Annotated in this window: 24 protein-coding genes, 1 tRNA gene and 1 pseudogene; 3 read left to right on the forward strand and 23 right to left on the reverse strand. The window is 68.8% G+C overall.

The window, feature by feature from the left end; genetic code table 11:
* Positions 1-91: 91 nt before the first annotated feature.
* Positions 92-3463: a BTAD domain-containing putative transcriptional regulator gene (locus ACH4T9_RS00870; protein ID WP_396669147.1), complete on the reverse strand. Its 3372-nt coding sequence runs from the start codon at positions 3461-3463 to the stop codon at positions 92-94.
* A gap of 527 nt (positions 3464-3990) precedes the next feature.
* On the opposite strand from ACH4T9_RS00870, the gene ACH4T9_RS00875 reads away from it, so the two are divergent.
* Positions 3991-4066, forward strand: a tRNA-Arg gene (locus tag ACH4T9_RS00875).
* A 21-nt stretch (positions 4067-4087) separates the two neighbouring features.
* On the opposite strand, the gene ACH4T9_RS00880 is transcribed toward ACH4T9_RS00875, so the two are convergent.
* The 13 genes from ACH4T9_RS00880 to ACH4T9_RS00940 form a co-directional block, all read right to left on the reverse strand.
* A complete protein-coding gene (locus ACH4T9_RS00880) occupies positions 4088-5086 on the reverse strand; it encodes a tyrosine-type recombinase/integrase (RefSeq protein ID WP_396669148.1) in 999 nt (332 codons plus the stop codon).
* 149 nt (positions 5087-5235) lie between these two features.
* Positions 5236-5442: an excisionase family DNA-binding protein gene (locus tag ACH4T9_RS00885; protein ID WP_396669149.1), complete on the reverse strand. Its 207-nt coding sequence runs from the start codon at positions 5440-5442 to the stop codon at positions 5236-5238.
* A gap of 16 nt (positions 5443-5458) precedes the next feature.
* Positions 5459-7246: a replication initiator gene (locus ACH4T9_RS00890; protein ID WP_396669150.1), complete on the reverse strand. Its 1788-nt coding sequence runs from the start codon at positions 7244-7246 to the stop codon at positions 5459-5461.
* Positions 7246-7512 (reverse strand): hypothetical protein, encoded by a 267-nt coding sequence (locus ACH4T9_RS00895; RefSeq protein ID WP_396669151.1) that lies wholly within the window; start codon positions 7510-7512, stop codon positions 7246-7248. The genes ACH4T9_RS00890 and ACH4T9_RS00895 overlap by 1 nt, the downstream gene beginning before the upstream one ends.
* Positions 7509-8243: a hypothetical protein gene (locus ACH4T9_RS00900; protein WP_396669152.1), complete on the reverse strand. Its 735-nt coding sequence runs from the start codon at positions 8241-8243 to the stop codon at positions 7509-7511. The genes ACH4T9_RS00895 and ACH4T9_RS00900 overlap by 4 nt, the downstream gene beginning before the upstream one ends.
* Positions 8240-8395 carry a hypothetical protein gene (locus tag ACH4T9_RS00905; RefSeq protein WP_396669153.1) on the reverse strand — a complete coding sequence of 52 codons (156 nt, stop codon included), beginning with the start codon at positions 8393-8395 and terminating at the stop codon, positions 8240-8242. The genes ACH4T9_RS00900 and ACH4T9_RS00905 overlap by 4 nt, the downstream gene beginning before the upstream one ends.
* Before the next feature lie 2 nt (positions 8396-8397).
* Positions 8398-8745, reverse strand: a complete 348-nt coding sequence (locus tag ACH4T9_RS00910; RefSeq protein ID WP_396669154.1) for an RRQRL motif-containing zinc-binding protein — start codon at positions 8743-8745, stop codon at positions 8398-8400.
* Positions 8742-9041, reverse strand: coding sequence for a hypothetical protein (locus ACH4T9_RS00915; RefSeq protein ID WP_396669155.1), 300 nt, complete (start codon positions 9039-9041; stop codon positions 8742-8744). Before ACH4T9_RS00915 ends, ACH4T9_RS00910 begins: the two co-directional genes overlap by 4 nt.
* Positions 9038-9478: a hypothetical protein gene (locus tag ACH4T9_RS00920; RefSeq protein WP_396669156.1), complete on the reverse strand. Its 441-nt coding sequence runs from the start codon at positions 9476-9478 to the stop codon at positions 9038-9040. Before ACH4T9_RS00920 ends, ACH4T9_RS00915 begins: the two co-directional genes overlap by 4 nt.
* An 84-nt stretch (positions 9479-9562) precedes the next feature.
* Positions 9563-9772, reverse strand: coding sequence for a hypothetical protein (locus ACH4T9_RS00925; protein WP_396669157.1), 210 nt, complete (start codon positions 9770-9772; stop codon positions 9563-9565).
* Positions 9769-10635, reverse strand: coding sequence for an FtsK/SpoIIIE domain-containing protein (locus tag ACH4T9_RS00930; RefSeq protein ID WP_396669158.1), 867 nt, complete (start codon positions 10633-10635; stop codon positions 9769-9771). The genes ACH4T9_RS00925 and ACH4T9_RS00930 overlap by 4 nt, the downstream gene beginning before the upstream one ends.
* Before the next feature lie 88 nt (positions 10636-10723).
* Entirely contained in the window at positions 10724-11656 is a 933-nt protein-coding gene (locus ACH4T9_RS00935; RefSeq protein ID WP_396669865.1) for a hypothetical protein, read from the reverse strand.
* 488 nt (positions 11657-12144) lie between these two features.
* A complete protein-coding gene (locus tag ACH4T9_RS00940) occupies positions 12145-12465 on the reverse strand; it encodes a hypothetical protein (RefSeq protein ID WP_396669159.1) in 321 nt (106 codons plus the stop codon).
* 177 nt (positions 12466-12642) lie between these two features.
* Between ACH4T9_RS00940 and ACH4T9_RS00945 the strand changes: the two genes are divergently transcribed.
* Together ACH4T9_RS00945 and ACH4T9_RS00950 are read left to right on the forward strand one after the other, a co-directional pair.
* On the forward strand, positions 12643-13401 hold the full coding sequence (locus ACH4T9_RS00945) for an XRE family transcriptional regulator (protein WP_396669160.1): 759 nt from the start codon (positions 12643-12645) through the stop codon (positions 13399-13401).
* A 4-nt stretch (positions 13402-13405) separates the two neighbouring features.
* The gene (locus ACH4T9_RS00950) at positions 13406-13876 is read left to right on the forward strand and encodes an NUDIX hydrolase (RefSeq protein ID WP_396669161.1); all 471 of its coding nucleotides are present in this window, start codon (positions 13406-13408) and stop codon (positions 13874-13876) included.
* Here the strand turns inward: ACH4T9_RS00950 and ACH4T9_RS00955 are convergent.
* From ACH4T9_RS00955 to ACH4T9_RS00995, 9 genes and pseudogenes are all read right to left on the reverse strand, one after another.
* A complete protein-coding gene (locus ACH4T9_RS00955; protein WP_396669162.1) occupies positions 13864-14430 on the reverse strand; it encodes an HD domain-containing protein in 567 nt (188 codons plus the stop codon). The genes ACH4T9_RS00950 and ACH4T9_RS00955 overlap by 13 nt on opposite strands.
* A 1114-nt stretch (positions 14431-15544) precedes the next feature.
* Positions 15545-16102 (reverse strand): helix-turn-helix domain-containing protein, encoded by a 558-nt coding sequence (locus tag ACH4T9_RS00960; RefSeq protein ID WP_396669866.1) that lies wholly within the window; start codon positions 16100-16102, stop codon positions 15545-15547.
* A 162-nt stretch (positions 16103-16264) separates the two neighbouring features.
* Positions 16265-16642, reverse strand: a complete 378-nt coding sequence (locus ACH4T9_RS00965) for a hypothetical protein (protein ID WP_396669163.1) — start codon at positions 16640-16642, stop codon at positions 16265-16267.
* 1398 nt (positions 16643-18040) lie between these two features.
* Positions 18041-19429, reverse strand: a complete 1389-nt coding sequence (locus tag ACH4T9_RS00970) for a tyrosine-type recombinase/integrase (RefSeq protein ID WP_396669164.1) — start codon at positions 19427-19429, stop codon at positions 18041-18043.
* The gene (locus ACH4T9_RS00975) at positions 19426-19611 is read right to left on the reverse strand and encodes a helix-turn-helix transcriptional regulator (protein WP_396669165.1); all 186 of its coding nucleotides are present in this window, start codon (positions 19609-19611) and stop codon (positions 19426-19428) included. The genes ACH4T9_RS00970 and ACH4T9_RS00975 overlap by 4 nt, the downstream gene beginning before the upstream one ends.
* Before the next feature lie 23 nt (positions 19612-19634).
* A pseudogene (locus ACH4T9_RS00980) lies at positions 19635-21429 on the reverse strand (replication initiator).
* Positions 21426-22052 carry a DUF2637 domain-containing protein gene (locus tag ACH4T9_RS00985; RefSeq protein ID WP_396669166.1) on the reverse strand — a complete coding sequence of 209 codons (627 nt, stop codon included), beginning with the start codon at positions 22050-22052 and terminating at the stop codon, positions 21426-21428. The pseudogene ACH4T9_RS00980 and the gene ACH4T9_RS00985 overlap by 4 nt, the downstream one beginning before the upstream one ends.
* A complete protein-coding gene (locus tag ACH4T9_RS00990) occupies positions 22049-23488 on the reverse strand; it encodes an FtsK/SpoIIIE domain-containing protein (protein WP_396669167.1) in 1440 nt (479 codons plus the stop codon). The genes ACH4T9_RS00985 and ACH4T9_RS00990 overlap by 4 nt, the downstream gene beginning before the upstream one ends.
* On the reverse strand, positions 23479-23706 hold the full coding sequence (locus ACH4T9_RS00995; protein WP_235966267.1) for a hypothetical protein: 228 nt from the start codon (positions 23704-23706) through the stop codon (positions 23479-23481). Before ACH4T9_RS00995 ends, ACH4T9_RS00990 begins: the two co-directional genes overlap by 10 nt.
* Between the last annotated feature and the right edge of the window lie 84 nt (positions 23707-23790).

Consider the following 23790-nt stretch of genomic DNA (forward strand, 5'->3'; position numbering starts at 1 on the left):
GCGTGGAAGCTAATGACGGGCTGGTACGCGGGACCGACGTCCGGCTTCCCGTAGTTGTCCCGTACCGGTTCCTTACCGCCGTTCCGACTGGTCAAAATCGGGTGGCCGGTGGCCGAAGCCACCGTCGGGTGAGGGCGTCCGCCATCCGGTCCGCCCCTGCGGCGCGATAGATGGTCACTGCCTCGTCGACCAACCGACCCGCCGCCCGGGAATCCTGCCCGGCAAGGCAGTGGGCGTGCGCCGCCAGGGCATCCGCTTCAAGAAGGCGGAAACCGTGCGTCCGTGCCGTGTCGCGGGCCAGCTCGCAGGCCCGCTGCGCGGCGTCGCGGTCGCCGGTGTAGAGGAACGCGCCGGCCAGGCCCACACCGGCGCGGGCGTCGAAATACGGGTAGTGGTGCTGCCTCGCCATGGCCTGCGACTGGAGCAGGCACCGCGTCGCCTCCGACACGTCCAGGCCGGCCAGGTGCGCCTCGCCCAGTGTGGTCAGCAACGCCACCTGGGCACGCTGGTCGCGGACGATCAGGGCGACGTCGTAACCCTCCCGGGCCGCGCTGACGGCGGCGACCGGGGCGGCCTGCTGCCGGTGGAGCTGGCTGATTTCGTCCAGGGTGGACAACTCTCCGTGCATGTTCGAGCGTAGTCGGTAGCCGGCCAGTGCCGCTGTCAGATGAGATGCGGCCTCGTCGAACTCGCCGAGTTGACGCAGCACCATGCCGAGGTTTCCCCGCGTCGACAGCGCAGACGCCTCCCGGCCGGCCCGCTCGTTGATCCGTAGCGCGGCGGTGAAGCACTCGGCGGCGGGCCGGAGCCGCCCCTGATCCGCGTACATGGCACCCAGACCGCTGAGCGCGAGAGACCGGACGTACCCGGCGCTCTCGTCACCGCACAGGGTAAGCGCGCGTCGATACGAGGTGTGGGCGTCGTCGAGCAGGCCCTGCTCCGCCTGTACGACGCCGATGCTGTGCCACAGGTACGCCGCGGCCTCATGCCATACGCCCGCCTCGGCCAGCAGCGCGCCCGCCAGGTAGTCGTCCAGTGCCTCCCGGTGGCGACCCAGGGCCCACATGGCCTGCCCGCGGCTGATGAGCAGCGCGGCCTGTGCGGCTTCGTCCGCTGCCTCCGCAGCGACCCGCAGACCGGCTTCCGCCGTTCGCAGCCATCGATCCACATGCCGCCGGACGAGGAAGTACCCCCGTAGCTGGTCGGCGATCTGCCAGCTCAGCGGGTCCGGACCCCGCGCGGCGGTCTGCTCGACCAGGGCCACCAGCGCGGCGACCTCCCGGTCCAGCCACTCCAGTGCCCGGTCCTGTCCCGCGAAGGCATCGGCCCGCCCGGGGACGGTGGTCGGTAGTTGGACCGTGTGTGGGGAGACCCACCCCATCGCGGCGATCAGGTGTTCCAGATACCAGGCGTGCAGACGCCTCCGGCCGGCGTCGCGCTCACCGGGATCACCGTCGGCGAGCAGCTTGCCGGCATACAGCCCGAGCAGGTCGTGGAACCTGAATCGATCTGCGGTCAGTTGGAGCAACATGTTGCCATCCAGGAGCTCACAGACGACAGAGTCCGTCGCGACCGGGTCCAGGCCGAGCGCCTCCGCGGTGGCATCGAGACCGAAGTCGTCACCGGGATGCAGGGCACAGAGCCGAAACGCCCGCCGTGCGGCTTCGCTGAGGTCCTGGTAGCTGAGCTGGAAGCTGGCCAGGACGCTGGAGTCGCCGACGGCCAGTTCGGCCAGCCGCCCGTTCACGTCCCGCAGCCGCCGGGCCAGATCGGCGGTGCTCCAGGCTGGCCGGTTCGCGAGCCGGGCGGCCACGATGCGAAGTGCCAGCGGCAGCTTCCCGCACGCCAGCGCGACCTCCTGGGTCGAGCGGGGATCTGCTTGCGGCCGGCTGCCGCAAGCATCCGCGATCAGCTTCACGGCGTCCGAGATGGGCAGCGTCGGGACGTCGACGACGGTCGCGCCGGCGAGGTCCGGCAGTCGCCACCGGCTCGTGACCAGTACGTCACAATGGCCGGGACCGGGAAGCAGCGGCCGTACCTGCGCCGCCTCCCGCGCGTTGTCGAGAATGATCAACATTCGGCGGTCGGCCAGCTCGCTGCGCAGAGACGCCGACGCCTCGGCCTCATCCACGCCAACCTGGCGAGCCGGCACGCCCAGGGCGCGCAGGAACCGTCCAAGCACCTCCATGGGTGCGACGGCTGCCCCGGTTCCGCCCCGCAGGTCGGCGTAGAGTTGCCCATCCGGGTAGCCGGTGCGTAACTGGTGCGCCGCCCTCAGGGCGAGGGCGGTCTTGCCCACTCCCGCAGCTCCGCTGAGCGTGACGATGTTGGGGGAGACCTGCCCCTCTTCGGACGTACGTCGTTCGAACGCGGCCCTGATCGTGATGAGCTCGGTGGCCCGTCCGACGAACCCCGGCGGCGGGGCGGGCGCCTGCTGGAGCACCGGGCGGCGCGCCGGCGCCGGGGCCGGCGACTCGCGGCGCTGCAACGCGTAGTCGTGCGCCTGCCGGAGCTTCGGGCTGGGCTCGATGCCCAGGTGCTCCACCAGAGCGGCACGAATCCGCTGGTAGGTGGCGAGCGCCTCGGCCTGCCGGCCGCTGGCTGACAGGACCATGATCAGCTCGGCGTGCACCGGCTCGTCCAGCTCGAACTGCCAGGCCAACTCCCGCAACGGCGGCAGCACCTGCTCGCCGCCGCCGAATTCCCGGGCGAGCGCCGCCCAGCTGCGGAGGAGCTGTGCGTACTGATGCCGCAGAGCGGTGGTCACCGGAATGTCGCGCAGCGCCTCCACGTCCGGCTCGCCGCGCCACAGGAGCGCCGCTGCGGCGAAATGGTTGCTGGCCAGCTCGGGGTCGGCCTCGCCGGCACCCAGCGCGATGAGCCGGCGAAACCGAAGCAGATCCAGTTGCCCGGGCGCGAGCGTGAGGCGGTAGCCATCGCCTGCCGCGCGGAGCACCCCCGTCGCGTCGTGGAGTCGCAGCTTCCGGCGGAGCCGGCCGACGTAGCTCTGCAGCAGTTGCTGGGCCCGCTGTGGCCGCTGGTAACCCCACAGCAGCTCAACGAGTTCCTCGCGTCCCACCACCTCGCCGGCGTTCAGCGCCAGTCGCACGAGGATGCGGCGCTGCTTGGTGGAGGCCAGTTCCACCTCGTGCGGACCGCACCGCACCTGAAGTGGCCCGAGCACCGCCACCGAGAGTTCGTCGACAGGGGCGCCGGGCACGGGGTCGGGCTGCGGTGCCGGTTCCGTGCGGGCCGTTGCGGCTGCCCGCACCAGCTCAGCTCCCTCGCCGGACAGCCCCAGTGCCTCGATCATGGCGTGCAGCGATGCCCGGCGTGGAAGTCGGCTGCGGCCCTGCTCCAGATCACGAATGGTCGCGATGCTCACGCCGGCCCGGTCGGCCAGCTCCCGCTGCGTAACACCGGCGCGCTCGCGGGCTGCTCGCAGGATGACGCTGAACGGCACGTCCGGGGCCGCCCCGGGGGGCGAGCGAAACGAAACTGCAGGAAGCGAGAACTCCCATGCCGGCACGGGGGCCGATGCTACAAGACCGGGGCGGGGCGGTGACGGGGGTCACCTCCGTCAGTTGAGCGGACAAGGGAATCAAGGCCCTCCGCCCGGTGCGGCTGCGTCTCGTCGGGCCGATGAGACGCAGCCGCAGACGCCGTTTCACGGTACGACCGGTGGCCTGACCGCCGGGCCGGGCCAGCCGGAATCGTCGTGGCGTTCTCCTTCAGTGGTCGGTCAGTTTGGGAATCAGGCGCTGGGTGCGACGATGACGACCTTGCCAGTGTGTGCTCTCCAGCGGATGCCAACCGGGGCGAACCGGTGCCAACGCGGGTCACCGCAGTCGACCTCCGGTCGCAAACCGGGGTTCGTGTGCTCCAGGTGTGCTCCTGGGCTGGGAGAACAGGGTCCGGGTGACGCGGGTGAACGTGGGCCACTCCCTGCCACCCCAGGCGAACCCCCAGGTCGCTAGACTAGGCCCTCGCGCCCCCGTAGCTCAGGGGATAGAGCATCGGTTTCCTAAACCGTGTGTCGCAGGTTCGAATCCTGCCGGGGGCACCAGGTCAGACCCTTGATCACCGATCATTCTCCAACCTTCCGGGACTTCCGTGCCCGTTGCGTGCCCGATCGTGTCCGACCGAGGCTGTCCAGGTGAGCGGCTACCTCGGCATCGCGGGAGTCGAGAGCGCGGGCGTAGTGCCGGGTGGTGACGCTGGCGTTGGCGTGTCCGAGCCGACGGGCGGCAACGAGAACACCGTGAGAGTCGGCCACCCAGCTTGCATGGGTGGCGCGCAGGTCGTGCGGAGTGATGTCGGCAAGCCCGGCGGCTGCCACAGCTTGGACGAACCGGCGGCGGAAGCCGTAGTAGCTCTGCTGTCGGTGGGCGGTGTGCTTCTGCCGACCGGGAAAGGCGAAGGCGTCGGGGTCGGCGGGGAGGGTAGCGAGGTGCTCCCCGACCAGCTCGGCGACGAACGCGGGCACCAGCAGTGCTCGCCGCTGATGGTTCTTCGGCGTGTCGATGACAGGGCCACCCGGTAACTCGCTGACCGCATCGGCGATGACTACCCTGCTGTTGGTGAGGTCGATGTGACGGCGACGCAGCGGCAGAGCCTCACCGATGCGTAGGCCGCCGTAAGCGAGCAACAGCACCAAAACCCGATCACCGAGAGTGCAGTTCGAGGCGAGCCGGGCGACTTCTTCGACGGTGAGGATGTGCGGGTCGGCTTCCGGTATCCGAGGCAACTTGACACCCCGACACGGCGACGAGGGGATCATGCCGTTGTCCACCGCCGAGGCCATTATCTGCGCGAGCAGTCGGTACGCCTGACGTGTCTGCGAGGCGCTGAGGGTTGCCGACAGCGTGCCGATCCACCGGCTCACCGCGATCGGGCGGAGCATGGCCAGCTGCGTACGGCCGAGGTGCACGAGGACCAGGCGGTCGAGCACCGACCGGTAGGTGTGCCGGGTCTTGGGTTTCCACCCGGACTCAGTGGCGGTGAACCACTGCTCGGCCCACTCGGCGATAGTCGTCCGGCCAGCAGATGGCGCGATCCATCGTCCCTGGGAAATGTCGGCTTCCACGATGCTGAGGAACCGGTCCGCCTCCGCCTTGCTGCGGAAGGTGCTCGGGGCCGGGTGGTCGAGTCCATCCGGGCCGAGGTAGCGGACCTGGTACCGACCGGAGGGCAGCTTGCGAAGCCGGCCAAAGCGGCGTTTACGAGCGGCACCCATCAGGCCACCGCCCCGTTACGCCAACGCACGGAAAGCGGTTCTACGGTCGATTCGGCGATGTAGGCGATCAAGACGCTCTCCCGGATCCGTACGTGGGTGCCGAGCTTGACGAACGCAATCCGCCGCTCGGCGATCAGCCGTCGGGGGAAGCGTTCGGTCGTGCCGAGTAGCGCAGCCGCTTCCTCGACGGTTAGCAGCCTGTCCATGAGGTCTCCCTTCTCGTTACGCGGCAGCCGGCGTGGTGCCGGCAGGGGTGGTGCCGAGTTCGTGGGCGAGTTCTTCGCGGCCGGCGGCTTGTCGCTCTCTGGCCATGGCAGCGGCGGTGTTGGCGAGGAGTGCGTCTCCGGTGGTGTGCCAGCCGACGCCGGCGAAGGTGAGGGTGCCGACGATCAGCGTGGTGTCGTCGAAGTCGTCGACGAGTTGGCCGCCGGGGGTCGGGTGCGTGTGGTCCTGGTCCTCGTGCTGCCGGTAGGAGCGGCGGGCGTCGCGCAGGACTTGGAAGGTGACGGAGTACCGCCGGGCCTTGGTGAGGAAGTGGCCGCCGAAGCCGAGCATGTGCGCCCACCGGCGCAGTCGGGCGTATGGGTTGGCGTTGGCCGGTGTCGTCGTTTCGGTGTCAAGGGCGGCTTGACGCTGGGCGACACAGACGGGGCAGGCCCGGTATCGGGTGTGGGTGCCGCAGTCGGGGCACTCCCAGCGGTCGACGAAGCCGGGCCGGGGCCGGGGGTCCCGGGGGCGTTGGGACAGGGGGACCGGGGTGCCGGTCGGTCGGCCGAGTCGCCAGCAGGCGTCGATGAGGCGGGCCGTGTGGTCGCCGTCGGGGTCGGCGTGGTCTGCGATGGTGTCGGCGGTGAGGCGGGTGGAGCGGTGCCCGGTTACCTCGGTGCTCTTGGTGGCGTACTTGGCAAGGTAGCCGGCGACCATGCTGTCAGTGACCTCACCACCGCCGGTCAGCGTGATGGGTCGGATGTCGAGCTGTTCGCCCCAGGTGATCGGCCACCCGTCGGGCTGATCGGGGTGGGCGGGGGTGGTGAACGCGACCTGCGCGGCGGCGTGCCGGAGCGCGTCGACGAGGTCGGCGACGGTGAACGCGGCCGGTGGTGGGACGACAGCGGCCGGGTTGTCCGGGTCGACGCCGTCCAGGCGCACCAGGGCGTGGAAGTGGACCGCGCCGCGTGCCTGGAACTCGGCGGCTTTGCCGTGGGACAGCCGGACCGGCGCGACGGCGCGGGTGTTGCCGGAGGCGGTGACGACCTGAACGCGGGGGATGCCGCAGCGGCGGGCGATCTTGGCGAGGTGCCGTTCCGCGGCCTGCTTGGTGCGGTGCCACAGCTCTCCGGAGTAGAGGTTCCAGACGACCTGGTGGTCATGGTCGTAGCAGTCGAGGCACAGCGGTTGGCCGAGGACGGCGTCACCGGGTTCGTGTCGGGCCCAGCATGCTGCGGGGCGGCCGTGGGGGCAGCGGCCGGTGGTGGGGTCGGTGGCGCGTCGGGCGTGGCAGGGGTCGGGGCGGCAGTCGCAGCGCTTGTGGTCGGCGCAGGTGTGCTTACGGACGGCCCGGACGTGGACGGGGCCGAAGGATGGGGCGGTGAAGGTGGGGAACACGGCGGGGTGCTGGGTGACGGTATCGGGGATGCCTTTGCCGCCGACGAGGCCGGCGCGTAGGAGTTGGTAGGCGTCGCGTTGGTAGGTGTGGGCGCAGGCGGGGCATACGGTGGCCCGGCGGTTGCCGCAGGGGGTGTAGATGACCGCGTCGGGCATGCCGTCGGTGTGCCGCTGCTCGACGACCCGGCCGGTCGTCGAGTCGACGGTGAGGAGTTGGCCGGCGAGTCGGATGGGGCGGGTGCAGCCGGCGGCGGCGCGGATGTGTTCGATCCAGCCGAAGTAGTCGGGGCGGGTGGCGCGGGTGAAGGCGGCCCCCGCTGCGGTGTAGTCGTAGACGATGGTGTCGGCGTTCGAGCCCACCCCCCGGGCCGAAGCGCGGGGGGTGAGTTCCAGCGTCGAGGCCATCAGGCCGCAGCCCCGTCCGGGGTGCGGGTGGTGATGGTGCGTTCGGTGACGATGACCCGGCAGGCGCCGCATTGGCGCTTGGCCGGCTCGTGCCGGTGGCAGGGAATCAGGGCGGTCTGTTCGCCGCAGCGGACGGTGACCGGCGTCCGGCAGGGACCGCCGGGGATGACGTCGACGACGGTGCGCCGGATGTCGTAGGGGTGCCCGTCAGGGTTGGCGGGGCAGGTGTGGGTGATGTGTTCGATGTCGACGAGGTAGATGGTCATCGGGCACCACCGGTCAGGGTGGTGAGGAGCTGCCCGGCGGCGGCCGGGGTGATGTCGAGCCGGTCGGCCAGCTCGACCGGGGTGATCGGTGACCCGGTGTTCTGCTCGTGCTGGACGGCGGCGAAGCGGGCCATGGGCAGCAGGTGAGTGGGGACGTCGACCGGCTCCGGTGCCGGCACGGTGACGGGTTCCGGCTCGATGACCGGCGTGGAGACCGGCTCGGGAACCGGGGCAGGGGTCGGGGTGATGGCGGCCGGCGGGGCCGGTTCGGTGGTGACCTGCTCGGCCACCTGGACGTGGATCGATTCGGCCGGCTTGGCGGACGGGGCGGTGTTGTCAGCGGTGTGTGCCGGGGCAAGGACGAGTTTCACCAGGGCCATGAACGCCAGGGCGGGAACGGCGGAGAGGAGCCACCCGGAGATGCCCGGCTTGGCGACCGCGAGTTGTGCGGCGAGGGAGAGCCCGGCGGCGGCGAGGAGCAGGAAGAGCGGGTAGCCGATGGGAGCACCGAGCCGGCGACGTCGCCGGATGGTGAGCAGGCAGGCGATGGGGACGAGTTCGGAGATGACGGCGTTGGCCCAGCCGAACCACTGCCCGGTGCCGGTGGGGGAGTTGGCGAGGGTCCAGTCTTTGACGTGGGTGAAGGACGCGGCTCCGGCGAAGCCGGCGACGGCGAGGAGGATGAGGACCAGGACGACGCCCTCCAGACGAGGGCCGGCGGTGGGCTTCACTGCTGGTCACCTCCGGTCGGTGCGGGGGCGGTCCAGCCGCAGACGTCGCAGTTGTGGAAGCCGCAGTACTGGCAGCAGTCGCTGCGGTCGGTGGTGGTCAGCGGGGTGTTGTCGGCGCAGTAGTAGTCGCCGCAGGGGCAAGGAACGGACATGGTCAGTGGCCTCCGTGGCAGTCGAGGCAGCAGCCGTAGCGGCGGGGGATGTAGTAGGGCTGGAGCAGCCCGCACACGCCGCAGGTACGCCGGGCACGTAGCGCCTTGCCAATGGCCACCCGCTGGGCAGGGGTGGCGGTGCGCTTGGGCTTGGCGTGGTCGAGGCGGTAGAGGTAGGCGACGCGCTTGCCGCGACGCCAGATGATCTGGGCGACGGGTTCCTGTCCTGCGGGTCGCAGGCCGGCGGTGCGGAGTTGGCGGCGGGTGGCCAGGCCGTCGGGTGCCATCCGGTAGGGGAAGGTGGGGAACCCGGTGCGGGTGCCGGTCGGGTCATAGATGGTGGTGGTCACGGGCGGTCTCCCCAGCGCTGCTGGGCGGCCTGCCGGGAGATGCCGAGGCGGGAGCCGATCTCGGCCCAGGAGTAGCCGAACGCCCGCAGCCCGACGACGGCGTCGGAGACGGCTTGGTCGATGGCGTCGGACAGGGCGAGGAGGTCGCGGAGAGCTTCGACGTCTCCGGTAGCGACGCGGCGGCCGTGGGCCCGGATGATGCGCCGAGCGAAGGCGGCGAACTCGTCGTTCTCGACAACCTCCCGGCGCTTCTGTCGCGGGAGGTGAGGCGTCAAGGACTTCTTGACAGTGCTCATCGGTTCTCGCCCCCGGTGGTGTGGAGGGAGTCCCACTCGTCGGCGGCGGCCTCAAGCGCCGTGATGACCTGCTCGGCCGTGCGGCCGGGGTCGTCGTTCCACGAGTACGGGAAGGAGTGTTCGTCGATGAGGAAGCCGTCCTCGTCGATGGCGCGGATGGGCTCGTGGTCGTCGAGATAGGCGGTGAGGATGCGGACGACCTGGCGGAAGGTGGCTTCGGTTTCCCAGCCCAGGCCGTGGAACTGGTCGGCGCGGCGGCCCGCAACGGCCATGGCGATAGCCCCGCTGGCGCAGGCCGGCGGGGTGGGGGTGTCGGTGGTGGGGGCGTAGTAGGTGCCCTGGTGCCAGCCGTGCCGGCGCAGGTAGAGGGCAGCCATCCGGAGCAGGTCAGCGGGAGTGACCGTTCCGGTGATGGGTGGGATTTGGGTAGCCTTCATGGCAGCCACGTCCTTTCGAGGGCTGTTGGTGGAGGTCGGCAGGACCGGGGATTGCTGCCAGGCGTGGTCCGGTCCTGTCGACTGCTACTGGTTGCGCAGCCGCACGTAGCGGCGGAAGCGGGTGTCGTCGCCGCCCATCGGGATGGGCGCGGAGACGAAGACGAGTCGTCCGGTGCGGTTGGCGGCCTCGAACATCACGGCCAGGTCCTCAGGGCTGCCGATGACCCACAGTTCGGTGTACTGAGCGGCCCGCTGGTTGTTGGCGCGGGCATAGGTGCGCTCTCGGGTGGTCATGCCGCGATCCCCCAGTCAGAGGGGGAGCCGGTCGGGGTGGTGATGCCGCTGGGACGTCGGATCCAGGCCGCGTAGTCGGCGATGCCGGCGATCTGGGCGTCGGACAGGTAGGCGACCTTGATGCGGCGGGGAACGCCGCCTTCAGCGATGAGGTAGGCCGCGCCCTGGTTGGTGGGGGCGATGTCGGTGGCGGAGTAGCCCTGCTCGGCCCAGCCGTGGCCCAGGACGATGTTGGAACTGTTCGGGGTGGTGCAGCGGAACGCGGCGCGGTAGCCGAAAAGGTCCCGCAAGGAGGTGGGGATGATGTCGAACGACGGCCGCTGAGTCGCGGCGACAACGGGGATACCGGCGGCCCGGCCCCGGGCGACCAGGTCGCGCAGCAGGGCGACGAACTCTTCCTGTTCCTGCTTGCTGCCGATGGTGGCGGAGTAGAAGGCGATCTCGTCGACGAGGACGGTGATGACGGACAGGCCGTCGGCGGGGGTGAGCTTGCGGCGCCCGTGGGCGCGCAGCCAGGCGTACCGGTTGTTCATCACCTGCTGGAGCCGGCGCAGGACGGCCAGGGCGGCGGCGATGTCGGGGCCGATGAACGCGTCAGCGCAGTCTTCCCACTGGCCCAGCTCGACGAGCTTGCCGTCGAGCAGCACGAGGCGGGAGTCCGCCGAGAGAGCCGCATGGGCGGCAATCGCGTTGAGGAGGCCGGATTTGCCTCCACCGGGTTCGCCGCCGGCGAGGAGGTTGCGGTAGGCCAGGGTGACGTTCACGTGCTGGCCGAACTCGTCGATGCCGAGGAAGATCGGGTCGAACATCGACAGGCCGGGCCCCACCGGAATGCCGGCGGTCGGGGCGGTTGCCGTGGTCATGGGTGCCCTCCTTGGGCGTTGATGGGCGCGGGAAGCCACACGAAGGAGCCCGTAGGGCTCCCCGCGTCCGGGTCGGGTGCGGGTGGGGTCAGATCCAGTCGGAGACGTCGTCGACGTCCGACGATGGTGCGGAGGCCGGCTTGCTGCCATTGGCCGACGTGGCGGCCGGCTTCTTGGGCTGCTGAATGGGCAGCGCGATGGTGGGTGCCTGGACATCAGGCAGGTCCAGGGCGGTGGGGATGACCGGCGTCGGCCGGTCGATAGCCGGGGCGTCGGGGTTGATGACGTCGGCCAGCGGAGACGTGACCGTTGCGGTGAGCACCTCACGGCGCTTGATGTCGAACCGCAGGTACGCGGCGTTGCCGTCGGAGGCGCGCTCGACCAGGACGGACGAGGCGTGGCAGGTGACGGCGATCTTGTCGAGACGGCCTTCCAGGTCCGCCAGGGACAGGCCGGGCCGCAGGTAGACCCAGACCCGTTCGCCGACCGGCGTCGGACGAGCCCACAGGACCAGCGGGAGGGAACCGGACTGGTTGGCGACGATGAACTGCGCGAAGCACACGCGCAGGCGGTGGCGCACGATCAGGCACCACACCCAGGCAACGACCTGGCGGCGGGCAACGGGGACAGCGGCCGGAACGCCAAGGACGACGGCGACGACGACCAGGGTGACGAGGGTCGGAGTGTGGGTGGCGAGCTGCACCCAGCCCGCGAGCAGCAGAACGGTCAGGGCGATTTCGGGGGTCCACCACCACAGCAGCCGCAGCACCGGCCAGATGCGGACCAGGAGCCAGGCCAGAGCGCCGCATGGGACGGCGACGACCACGCCCACGAACAGCGCGATGATGGGGTGAACGTAGGAAGCGGCCACCACGGCCGCGAGGATGCCGATGATGACCGCAGTGAGGATGAACGCCATCCGGGCGTTCCGGGCCGAGGACCGGTGAACCTTGGCCTCGATGACTGTCACCATTCCGGTTGACTGCCGGCCGAACGAGCGGCGAGGGCTAGACTTGGACATGACACGTCCTCCCAAGCGATTGGGCTGGATGGGTTGGAGAGAGCGGGGTCGGTGGGTGTAGGAGCCAGACCGACCCCGCACTCGATTACTCAGCGGAAATGTCAGATGCGCTTTAGATCAGCGAATCGGTTCCGACTTGATGGCGACCACATCCCCCTGCGGGATGTGCCGAGGCTCGCAGCTATCGCAGCAGACGTACCTCGTGGACGTTCCAGACATCTTCTGAACTTCGACCCGCCTGGTAGCAGGACTTCCGCAGATGAAACACTTCATCTACTTCTCCCTTTCCTTTGGAAGGGCAGGCGGGACCGGCCGACGGACAGGTCAGGACCGGTCTCGCGCCAGCGATGATTGTGGCAACAGAGCTGCCAGGCTCGGAGGCGTAGGAGCCAGAGACGTTTCCGAGCCGAGTGAGATGGATCAGCGGACCATTGGGCCGCTTCGTGCATGAGACACCAGAAGCTCACGCAGTGCGGTGAGCGAGGGACCTACTTTGCCGCCGAGTTACCAGTCTTCGACTTCAGCGAGATGGCGCGGAACGCGACGCCGTTACGCCCGTTGGTCGCCCACGGAATGGCCTCCAACTGCTCGACAGCGACGAGCTGTCCCACCGTCACGCTCGGCTTCTCACCCGCCGTGGTGATGGTGATGATCTCGCCACCGGTCTCGTCGAGCACGAAGACCTGGGTGGACCACATGAGCCGGCCAGTGTTCTTCTCCGACCGCTGGTTGCCGTTCTGGTCGTTCTTCGGCTCCGGGTCCTTCGTCACCTGAACCTGCTTGCTCTGGGTGTCCACGTACAGCTTCACAACAAACCTCCTGTGTCTCGGGCCAGGTAATGAGCTTGTCCCCGGTGGACTCTTGCTCGTGGCCTCTGCGGATAAGGCTCCCCGAAAGCCGGGGACAGCCCATCCGATGGGCTGGACAACTAGGGGACGTCTCGGCTACCTTCAACTCGTCCCTAGTCGTCCCTTGAGGAGGGTCACATGCCGAACGAGCGGCTACGCGATGCCATCCTGCGCAACGGCCTGACCCCCGCCGCAGTGGCCGAGAGAATCGGGGTCGACTCGAAGACGGTGGAGCGTTGGATCACGCAGGATCGGACGCCGTACCCCCGTCACCGCCACGCAATCGCGGCGATCGTGCGGGAAGACGTGCCGTACCTGTGGCCGGACGCGGTGACCCCGGAGAAGGCGTCGAAGATCGGGCAGAGCGAGATGGTCCAGCTCTACTCCCGGCGATCGTCGGTGCCGTACGACCTCTGGCGTCGCCTAATCGAGCGGGCAGAGAAGCGGATCGACGTGCTGGCCTACGCCGGCCTCTTCCTCGTGGAGCAGGACCCGAGGCTTGTCGACATCCTGCGTCAAAAGGGCGTTGACGGTGTTGCGGTGAACATCCTGCTCGGGGACCCGACCAGCGAGGCGATCGAACGGAAGAGCGTCGAGGAGGGCACGCCCGGCGTGATGGCCGCGAAAATCCGGCAGGTTCAGCAGTACTACAAGCGGCTTGATGGTGCGCCAGGGGTGAAGGTGCTCTACCACGACACGACCCTGTACAACTCGATCTACCGCTTCGATGACGAGATGTTGGTGAACATGCACGTGCTCGGGTTTCCGGCACCACACGCGCCCGTGATGCACCTGCGCAAGCTCAACGGCGGCGACCTGTTCCGCACCTACTCCGACAGTTTCGACCGAGTCTTGGGTGCCTCGAAGCCCCGTCCAGGCGACGAGGTGGCAGCCTAGAGGCATGGCGAGAACCGAGCACTACCACGACCCGAACGCCCCGAAGGCCAACAGCATCGTCGTGGCCGTTTCCGTTTTCGTTCGAGACGAAGACGGCCGGGTGCTGCTGATCCAGCGCACCGACAACGGCCTGTGGTCCCTGCCCGGCGGCGGCCAGGAGATCGGCGAGCCGGTCGCAGAAACAGCAGTCCGGGAGACCCACGAGGAAACCGGGATCAGCGTCGAGGTGACCGGCATGGTCGGCGTTTACTCCGACCCGGGTCATGTCATCGAGTACTCCGACGGCGAGGTACGGCAACAGTTCTCGCTCTGCTTCCGCGCCGTGCCGGTCAGCGGTACCCCGACCCCGAGCGACGAGTCACATGACGTCCGGTGGGTGGCCCGCGACGAGCTGGCCGCGCTCGACATTCACCCGTCGACCCTGCTCCGCATCACTCACGGCTACGAGGAGCGCCCTGAGCCCTACATCGGCTGACGGACGCCGCCGGCGAGCCGTTCCTGAGTCCGCCGCACGGCAGCGACCATCTCCGGTTCCGCCCGGCCGATGAACCGGGTCACCAGGTGCTCCGGCCCGTACCGCGAACGGATCTCCGCCAGCCGCTCCAGCACCTCGAAATCCTGGCCGTCCGGCCCGGTCGTCATGTCCGAGCAGCAGAGCGCGTCAGTCACCGCGGTTTCCTCCCGAGGGAACTCGGCGGCCAAGACCTCACCGAGCCCACGTTCCTCGGCTTCCAGCCACGCGCAGGAGTGATGAGCCACCAGGGCGGCAATCCGCTCGTTGAACCGCTCGCGGCGCAGCCAGCGGCCACCGTCGAGGGAGTGGAAGCCGGTGTCCACCAAGTCGGGGCTGTAGCCAACGTCATGTAGCCACGCCGATGCTACGAGCACCTCCCGATCCTCCAACGGTACCGCTTCGCTGATCCTGTCCGCCTTGGCGGCGACCGCCTGGACGTGACTCCATCGACGGGGCAACGGTGTCTCTAGCAGCTGTCGCGCAACTTCCCGGGCGGTATCGACGAGGGCGGCCATCCCGCCAGAATACGGAGCGCACTCAGCCCGCACCATCCCGTGCCTAGATGGCGGCGAGACGAGGCCAGCCGGCTGCAGGCGATGTGGTTCAAACTTTCTGTACGTCTTCAAGGCGGCCCTGAACGGGCCGCACGCGCCGCCGCCTGGGCGCGCGTCCGTCGCTCCGCTGGCGCTCCGACTCCGGCCACGCAGGACGCCCGGCGGCTGGCGCGGAGGGCGGGTAGCCCGGTGGGCCGCCGGATGACGACAGGCCGTTGTCGGGTGCAGTGGTGGGCCGGCAGCCGGCCGGGCCGCGCGGCCAGCAGCCCGCGCGGCGTCGGGGAGCGCACGCCGGGCCGCCGGCGGCCAGCGGGCCGGTGTGAGGGTTGCGCTTACTGCGCCTCCGGCGGGGGCGCTCCGGCTCCAGGATGGCCGGGGGCCGTCGGCGCGTCGCGGTCCGTGGGTGTTGCGGTAAGCCATCCCGCCCGCCATCGACCCGGGCAAGCCGAGCAGGGCGCCGCCCGACCCGCCAGCGTCCGAACGGGCGTCAAGGCCGTCTTGACGTGGCGGGTCGGGCGGCGCCCTGCTCCCAGGAGGGCGGGTCGACGGCAGACGGGATAGCAGCACTCGCCTGAGTCTGTGCCATGCGTTAGGACTGCCGAGAAGGTACAAAAACTCTCTCGTAACCTGAAAGCGTGGCCGTTATGTAGAGGCTAGCTCCGACTCCGGGGGCATCACTTCGAGTAGCAGTGGAGGTATGCCCATTCGAGCAGTCAAGCTATGGATCAACTCACGCACATAAGGATGGGCGACAGACAGTGCGCCAACCGCGCCGAACGCCGCGAGGTCCTCGGAGGAAATAGTTTGATCAGTCAGCTTGAATATTAGTGTGAAAGTCGCTTCCGCTTCCACTACTGGCCGCTGTCGAGAGTCCTGCGCCTGAATAACGTACTTGGTGTCAAATACTACCAAGTCTTTGACACGACTCATTGACGGTTCCACCGTGGGCCATATTTCTAGCTCAGGTTCAGGTGCAAGGAATAGCAGGTTAGCTTCTACATGCCTCAGTCGGAGATCGATAAGCGAAACGGAGCCGGCGATCCGATCCGAGAGCTGCTTGGCATTCAATATCTCTTCAGCCACGGCTTACCGAACTAAGGAAGGTGTCTAGGGTATCAATGACGCGAGTCTCTCGGACATAGGGGTTCCGAGTGTGCGTTAAGGCCGGGTAGTGCTGCTGCAGACGCCCATCCCTAAGGGCTCGTTCCAGAACTTTGGCTGGCTTTCTTGTTACACTTACACTATCGGTTTTGTATGGCAGCGATCTGTTCTTCCATGAGGTGAAAATCACGGTAGATGTCCACACTTGCGAATCTGGCTGCTGCCCGTCATCTTCTACCACTGACAAGTCCAGCCGGCAGTCAATCGCTCTCGCGTACCTTTGAAAAGTAGATAGGCGTGGATCAACAAGCCCTTTTTCGAATTCAGAGACAGCCGATTGAGTTGTGTGCATGCGGTCAGCAACGCGACGTTGACTTATTCCATGCAAAATGCGCCTCTTGACGAGAGCAAGGGTTAGCCTTGCTCTCGCTGTGATGTCGTGACTGTGGGCAGCAATGGCGCGATCTCGGCTGGCATCCGACTTCGGAGAGGGGGCGTGCGGCGGCGATGAACCACGGGGGTCGTCTTGCATGCCATGGGTAGCTGACTGTGCCCGACCTGCGGTCACGACGACTTCTCCCTCCTCTGAATCTCGATCGATGCACCCGCTGCGCCGAGAGTGATCGGTTGCAACCGATAGTGTCAGACGCAATCGGACTTGGCTATAGGGGTTCTAGTTGACGTGCCCACCCCTCTACTTCCCCCGCACGCCATACCAACCCTCACGGGCTCGGTCGAAACGCTGCTCAGCGAGCGATCGTTCGGATGGTGCAACTTTACCTTCTAGGTACACAACCGGACATAGGGCGATGAAGAGGTTGCCCGGCCCTGGTAGTGCAGCGTATAGGACCCCGTACGGTGGCCGGAGGGGAAGGTGGGCAAGTGCCCTGATCGAGGAGCCTTCGAGCTCCCCGAGGTCTTCGGAGGGCAGCAGCTCGTTCGTCTGATACCTGAGGATCAGGCTGCGGATCGCCGCGACCGCCATGTCTTCCAGGGCGAACAGCTCCTCGAAGAAGACGCCGTCCTCTCTTGGCCCGCCCGAATGGTCGAAATAGGTCCAGAGCTTGGCCACGCCGCGCACCTCCAAGCTGACGGTCCGCAATACTCACACAGCTGGCTAGGCGTTGAGGTGCATCAAAAGGCAAAAAGAGAGGCCTGTGAGGCCTTTGCCAACCTGTTACATACGGGTTCTTCATGCTGTTGACCAGCGAAAGTCAAGGCGCGTTGGAGGTGAACGCGCTCCGCCAGGAGGCCGCGTGCAGTATGATCCCTGTCGAGTGAACGACAGTTACTGCACGCGGCCTCTTGGTACCTTGTTGTTACTGAGGAGCTAGGAGCAGGACTTGATCAGGCTCGTCGCCGCAATGATCAGTCCGGTGGTAGTGATCAGCAGTGTGTTGATGCGGGGGGTGTAGTTATCGATAATTCCCCGCAACTGCCCGAAGTTCCTTCGGTTGGGTGGAGTTGCACCTCCACCTGACCGCCGGTGGCGCTTGCTGCCGGGGGAGCCATTGATCGACGTCTGGCTGGCTGGCCGGGCGTCGATCTTTGTTCGAGCCTGCCGGCTTCCGGCCTCGCTCCGGTTCGGCGACTTTAGAGCCAACTTTTCACCCTCTGGCTTCGGGGGGCGCCCCTGTCGCTGATCGCGCCTCCGCCGCCTTCTTCTCGTGTTCTCCGGCGCGGCGTCCCTCTCCCGCCCGGAATCTCTAGCGCCTGGCGGCGTCCTACCGCCCTCGGCCTCCTGGCGTCCCGGGGGTCGTGCCGAATCTGGGCTGCCCATGGACCACCTCCTCATCTCTGATCGGTCGGGACCGTTCATGTCTGGTGATCCCGTCGAACCGATGCAGTGATGATACTGGGTGCGGAGTTAGGCCGTCGCGAGCACCCCCGGTGAGCTTCTGGTGACGAGTCGCACGGGGAGCCCGCCTGGGCTCTGTCAGCAGGAAGAGCCGTCTAGCCAGACGGCGGACCTGTTCTAAACGATCGGCGGGGCAGGGTGGTTACGCGAGCGTCGGAAAGTAAACAGCGGCGACCCTGCGGCCCCAAGCTGACGGGTCTACCGCGTGGAGCTTGTGAGGGAGACGTCACGTCGGAGATGGACGCGTGCCCGTCGCGTGCCCGATAGCGCGGCCCCCGACGGACAACGACGGTCAAGGTCTGCCGGTGGATGAGGCTCTTCTCCCAGCGCAAACGGCAGATGGCAGGGCTGACCTAAACCCAGAACCGAGGATTCCTAAACCGTGTGTCGCAGGTTCGAATCCTGCCGGGGGCACCTCAAAGATCAGCAAAAACGCCATCTGAACAGCGGATACGCTTCCGCGTCGATCGGCCGGCCTGCGCAGCCGAATGCCACCCTGAGCCGCCGTTTGTCGCCGTCCACGGACTATTCACGGATTGATCTTGGCGACGTTTGCCCAGGTCACACCAGCTGCTCCGATCAAGATCCGGACTGGTGAGGCTGCCCCCGAGACTACGCACCCGAGCCGCCAAACGCGTCCTCGATGCGTTGGTTCACCGTCGCCTCCTGGCCGTCGATGCACTTGGCGTACACCTTCAGCAGCACGTCGACGGAATGCCCGGCGCGGGCGGCGACGTCGGTCGCCGGAACACCGGAGTTGAGCCACAGTGACACCGCCGCGTGCCGCAGGTCGTACGGGCGCCCGGCGAGCGGCGACGCCACCTGCACCGGAGTCAGCGCCAGCTCTCGCGCCGCCTTCCACACCCGCGAGTACGTCGACGCGGCCACCACGTTGCCCTTCCCGCTACGGAACAGCCGGCCGTCGTCGGCGACCCCGAACCGCTCGACGTGCCGCCGCAGCACGCCCACCAGCTCCGGCGGGATCGGCACCACCCGGGACTCCGCCGCCGCCCGGTGCTTCAACCCGCGCCGGTCGTGCACCTCGCCGCTATCGGTCCACCGCTTGCCCGCCTGGGGCCGGTTGTCGACCAGCGTCAGCCTGCCCCACCCGGTCGCCGGAAGGTGGCAGTCCTGCTCGCGCAGCGCCAGCGCCTCACTCGGTCGCATCGCCGCGAAGTACAGACACGCGAAGAACGCGACCAGGCGCTCACCGCGGCCCACCCGACCCCGCTCGCCGACGTAGGACACGGCGGTCAGCAGTTCCCGCGCCTGACGGCCGTTGATCACCACCCGCCGGTCAACCGACTCGGCGATCTTCGCCCGCTGCGCCCGTACCCGGATCTTGTCGACCGGGTTGAACTCCAACGCCTCCAGCTCGACGGCGTACTGAAGCACGTTGTAGAACACCGACCGCTTCCGCCGCACCGTCGTCGGGGCCGCCGACAGCCCGTCGAGCCGCAGCGCCAGCACGTCCAGGGCAGCCCGTACCGCCGCCGCCTCACCGACCTCGGACACCGTCAGCGACGCCCGCCGCAGCCAGCGCAGTGCCGGAGCCAGTTCCGCCGGCACCTCCTCGTCACGTGCGCCCGGTGGTAGGAGGTGAACGCGCAGGAGCCGCCGCAACTCGTCCGCCGCCGGCCGTCCCGCCAGCTCCCGCACCAGCACCGGCGTCACGGTCGTCAAGGCGTCGACCATGCTTTCCCGTGACTTCGCCGCCGCGCCCGGCCACTTCATGCCGATGTACGACTGCATGAACTCGAGCCACGACACCGCGCCCTTGCTCTGCACCATTGAGTCAGGCAGACCGGTGGCGGCGTTGAACGCCTCGCCCCGGTTGATCGCCTGCATCAGGTCCGACCGGTGGTTGTCCGCCAGCGCCCGAGTGGCGAAGTTTCGCGACTTCTCCCGGCCGCCGACGATCCAGCGCACGGTGTATGTCCTCTTCTTGCCGGCACCCTTATTGACGCGGATGTCCCAGACCCGTACCTCCCGGGACTTCACGCCGCTTCCCGGTGCTGTTGCAGCCACGACCGCAGGTCGCGCCGCTCGATGCGCAGCTCACCGTTTGGCAGCTTGATGCACTCCGGGGCGATGCCCAGCTCACGCCACCGGTAGAAGGTCCGCCGCGATACGCCGTTGAGCACGGTGAGGACTTCCGGAACGGTCAGCAGGTCACTTTCCATGAGGGGGTTTTTCCTTTGCATGGTCAAGCAGCGGGGGAGAGGGGAGCAGCGGTTGCCGGCGCGGCGGCGGCTGTTCGTATCCGGGCGGTGTCGAGGTCAGCGCGCCAGCGGATGCGGGCGGATATCGAGCGCAGGAGGCGGTGTTCCAGGGGTGGCACGTCGGGGTCTTCGGGTCGGGCGAGTTCGAACCTGTATCGCTTCGGCCCGTCCGCCTCGTCGACCGCCTGGTCCTGCTCTTCGGTGTCGGCCATGCCGCCGGCCAAGATGGCGCGGACCCAGGAGCGGTTGTCGGCCCGGTGATCGGCGAGGGTCTTGCCCGACCACTGCCGGGAGACCAGCACACGCCGGCCGGTGAAGCCGAGCGTGGAACGTTGGTGCACCTTTCCGGTGCACCGCCCGGGGGTCAAGCCAGCCTTGACCCCGTCGGGTTGGACGCCGTAGAGCAGCCAGTTCGCGCACGTCGGCGAGCACGGCAGGATCGACAGTTCGGCGTGCAGCCGGTCGAAGTGCGCCTTCTGCGCGTCCGAGCGCGGCTTGGCCTGGTCGGTCAGGTCCTTGGTGACGTACTTGGTCACGTACCGGATGGACCGTTCGGCGTCCTTGGTGCCGTGGTCGATGCCGCGGGCGTCGATCCGCCCGAGGCGGGCGACGTACGCCGGCCGGCTGTCGGGTTCTTCCAGGGCGTCGAGGGCTTCACCCCAGGTGGGCAGCGGCTCCCGGGTTTTGGGGTCGACGTAGGCCTGTCGGTCGACGTCCCACATCGGTGGCTTGTCGACCGGGTAGACCAGCTCGTCGAAGCGCGGCCACCACACCTGGTGGTAGGTGGCCGCCGCGATCTGCTTGAGCAGCCGGCGCGGGAGCGTGCCCCGGATGGCGAAGTGCGCGTGTGGGGCGAGCCGGCGTTTGCAGCTCGACGGCTCCCGCGTACTGGACGTTCCAGCCGGCGGCGCGGCGCACGTTCTGCCACCACCGGTCCAGCACCCGGGCGAAGTGGATCGAGTCCAGGGCCGCGCGCCGGTAGTCGTAGCTGTCCGGGTCGACCGGAGTGCTGAGGACGTCGTCGTACGGGCCGTGCCGTTGCCCGCACTCGCAGGGGGCGATGTAGGCGCCGCGCCGGAGGTGGGAGTGCACCGGCCCGTGTGAGCCGAGGGTCAGCGTGATGAGCATTGAGGGCCGGTAGGTCTTGCCGGTCTTGCCGGAGTAGGCGCGGCCGACAGTGCGCGGGTCAACGGGCAGCCGGGGCAGATCCGGTGAATCCTGCCGCCGCCTCGTCGACCGCTTCCGCCGGGGCCGCTCGTCGCGGTCCTTCGGGGTCAGGTGCCCCCGCAGGCTCGTTTCGGCGAGTGCCTCGTCCAGCTCGGCTATCGCGGCGTCGACGTCGGCGATCTGCGCGGCTCGTTGATCCGGGTCCATCGGCTGGTAGTTCAGCGCTTCCCGTTCGAATTCCAGGTGCGCGCGGACGCGGACGAGGGCGAGGACGTCTTCGCCGGGTTCGTCGGGGCGGACGGTGGGTTCGTCGGTGAGGTGCCAGCCTTCGCGGATTTGTTGGATACGTAGCCGCCGGCCCCGCTCGGCGCAGGGCTTGCACTTGACCGCGAGGGTCGCCCCGCAGGGCACCTCCACCACCTCGGTAAGGCCGGTGACGGTGTCGGTGCGGCGCAGGGCCAGGGGGCGGACGCAGACGCCGTTCTGTTCGGCGAGCTGCTTGAGCGCGTCCTTGGCCAGGGGCTTGCGCATCCGGTCCGCCCGCGACCCCGGCCGAGGCCGCTCCATTGCTTCCACAGCCGGAGTCGCGGGGATCAGTGGCAGTTGGCTCATCGGTCGCCCTCCGAGCCGTACAGGGTGCCGTTGCGGGGTGCGAATGCCGCCGCAGATACCGGCACCAAGCCCGGCCGCTGCACCGCCGCCGGCGGAACCGGTGCGACGGGCACGGCCTGGCCCTCGTCGACGGTTGCGACAGCGGCGGGCCGGTAGTCCTCGGTCGGGTCGTAGCCGGGAGGCACCTCAGACCAGCTCCCGGTGTCGGTCGGCTTGTCGACGGGCAGCGCCGCCGGGGTGGGGGTGGTGGAGAAGATGAGCTTGGACAGGCCGAGGAACGCCAGGGCGGGAACGGCCGACAGCAGCCACCCGGACACGGTCGGCGTGGCCACCGCGAGTTGCGCCGACAGGGACAGGGCGACGGCGCAGACGAGCAGGAACAGCGGGTACCCGACCGGCCCGCCGGTGCGGCGCCGCCGCCGGATCGTCAAAAGCGCGGCGAGGGGGAGGAGTTCGGAGATGGCGGCGTTGGCCCAGCCGAACCAGTCCCCCGTACCGGCCGGGGAGTTGGCCATGGTCCAGTCGTGGACGTGGGTGAACGACGCCGCCCCCGCGAGCCCGCCGACGGTCAGGACGATGAGCACCAGGACCACGCCCTCCACCCGGTCTGCGTTGGTCTTCACCGGGTCACCCCCTGTCCGTCATCGGTGTCGGTGTCGTCGCCGAGTTGGCGGTAGTCGCGGCCGAGTTCGCGGATGTCGTCGTCGGTGAGGTAGGCGAAGCGGACGCGGACGGGTTCACGGACGCCGTCGAGGACGACGAATCCGACGCCGGGGGCGGATTCGGGGATGCGGTCGCAGAGCGCGCCCCGGTCGCGGGCGGAGTCGCCGAGGACCATGTCCACCTGCTCTGGCTCGGTCAGCCGCAGCCCGATCCGGGTCGGGAACAGGTCCCGGAACGGCAGCACGTCCTTGCGCGGGTCCTGGAGCGCGGCGACCACGTGCACCCCGACCGCCCGGCCCTGCGACAGCAGCAGCCCGAGGGCTTCCTTGATGCGGTCGCGGACCTTCCGGTCAGTGATGTACGCCGTCAGCGCCGCCAGCTCGTCGACCACCAGCACGATGAGCGGGTCGTCGACCGTGGGCGTGTGCTGCCGGGAGACCCCACGCAGGCGGGCCGCCCGCAGGCGCATGCGCTTGACGGCTTCGTCCAGGACGCCGGCCATGCCGTCGGGGTCGTCGTAGGAGAACCGGGCGAACAGCGGCACCCCGGCGGCCAGCTCCATGCCGCCCTTCGGGTCGAACGCCCACACCTCCACCAGCCCCGACCGGATACCGCCGGCGAGGGAGCGAATCAGCGACCACAACACCGAGCCCTTGCCCGACCCGGTCGCCCCGGCGATCAGCACGTGTGAGCCGGTCAGCCGCAGTTGGTAGGGCTGCCCGTCCTCACGCACCCCGAGCGGCAGCCCGTCGAAGTCCGGCACCTCGGCCACCGGCAGCGGCGCCACCGTGCCGGCCAGGGGGTCGCGGCGAAGGAACCGGATCACCACCCGATCCGGGCGGGCCGTCGACCGGGCCTGGCCGGTGCGCAGGCGGAAGGCGTACGCGAGGCGTTCCGCGGCCTGCCCCCAATCATCCGGGATTTGCCCCGGCAGCATGCGTACGGTCAGCTCGTCGCCGTACCGGTCGCAGCGCACCCGCAGGAGCTGCGGCACGTACCGGTCACCGGCGAACGCCGTAGCCAGCCCACACGTCGCCATCACCGCCGCCCACCGACGCCGATACACCAGCAGGGCGCGGACCCGGCCGACGAGCGGGTACCAGCCGAAGCGCAGCCACGACGACGGATGCCACCGCCACCAGCCCGCGCAGCCGCCGGCGACGGCCAGGACGACGCCGGCCAGGACCCGGCCCCCGTACTCGGCGCGGATCCAGAGGGCGAGCGCGGTCGGGGCGGTCAGCCACCAGTACCGGGTGGCGAGGACGGTGAGGCGGAGCAGGCCCCGAGCCAGCCACCAGAACACCAGCAGCCAGCCCGGAACCCGCCACGCCGGTAGGCGCAAGTTCATCGGCGCCACCGGGATCTTGTCCCCAGGGATGATGTTGATCAAAGGCACAGGTCACCGCCCCGATCCGGACGCGCCAACGTCGACACGCACGAACGGCAGGACATCCGTTGCAGGTCGAACCGGCGCGGTTTGACCCACCGGAAGCAGTGCGGGCACAGGATCGCGCACACCCGCGCCGACGCCGGCGGCAGCCGCAGCGCCGACCGCATCGCGGCCTCCACCTCGCGGTAAGCGTGGCGTAGGCCGACCAGGCGGGTACGGGACATCAGGACCACCGCCCCGACGAGCAGTGGCCTTGCGAGGGGGTGGGGGTGGGGGGAACTACGGTGGGCATCACGCCCTCCTTCATC

The organism is Micromonospora sp. NPDC020750, assembly GCF_044334565.1.
Lineage (GTDB): Bacteria > Actinomycetota > Actinomycetes > Mycobacteriales > Micromonosporaceae > Micromonospora.